Source organism: Aliirhizobium wenxiniae (assembly GCF_019511445.1).
In the GTDB taxonomy this organism is placed as follows: Bacteria; Pseudomonadota; Alphaproteobacteria; order Rhizobiales; family Rhizobiaceae; genus Neorhizobium; species Neorhizobium wenxiniae_A.
Window position 1 is genome coordinate 1 of the sequence record NZ_JAEUAN010000080.1, and the last position, 674, is coordinate 674.

Genomic DNA, 674 nt, shown 5'->3' on the forward strand with positions numbered 1-674 from the left:
AGCATGATGTGCGCATGGGGATTTGTTTTATCCATGTGATGGAACGCCACATCAGCAATCATGCCCTGACTGACAAAGTTTTCTCTGACAAAGGCGAGAACGGTTTCCCGTGCGGCATCCTGCGGCAGTTCGTGGGGGATGGCGAGTTCAATTTCCCGCGCAAGTTGTGAGTTCTTCCGGCGTTCGGCCTTCTCAACGGCATTCCAGAGTTCGGCACGGTTCGTACACCAGGCAGGGGCTGTCGCGGGGGTCAGAATCACAGCTTCAGCCACACCGCTTTTGCGGGTGTAGTCGTGAGTCAGTCCGGTACGCTCATCAAGCATCAGTGAACCGGAACGATAGGCAGCAGAAGCTACGGCGCTGTAGCCGCTGCTTCTGGAGATAATTTTCATGCTGAGATGATAAATCGCCATTTCTGCCGTAATGCCTTTTTGTAGTTTTCTTTCTGCCCCGCAGGGCGCACACAATCGAAACGGAGTGGAGATTGTATAAGTGCGCACTTCGTGATTTGCCGTGCATTATGCCAGCTCAGTTTTTAAACTACCAGTGACGCGCTAAAATGCGATTTTTCATCGCGCACGGAGTTACATCATGAGCAGAACGCTCGAACAGAAGATTGCTGATGCTGAGGCGAGATTACAGCGCCTGAAGGCGAAGAGCCGGAGCCTGGACAC

At 52.8% G+C, this 674-nt stretch carries 1 protein-coding gene and 1 pseudogene; one reads left to right on the forward strand and one right to left on the reverse strand.

All coding sequences use genetic code 11. The features are described 5' to 3' along the window. On the reverse strand, positions 1-413 hold a 413-nt coding region (locus JNB91_RS30375), incomplete at its 3' end, for a MobA/MobL family protein (protein ID WP_031326729.1). Between the two features lie 178 nt (positions 414-591). On the opposite strand from JNB91_RS30375, the pseudogene mobC reads away from it, so the two are divergent. Continuing rightward, positions 592-674, forward strand: a pseudogene (gene mobC / locus JNB91_RS31360) (relaxase accessory protein MobC); the annotation flags it as partial.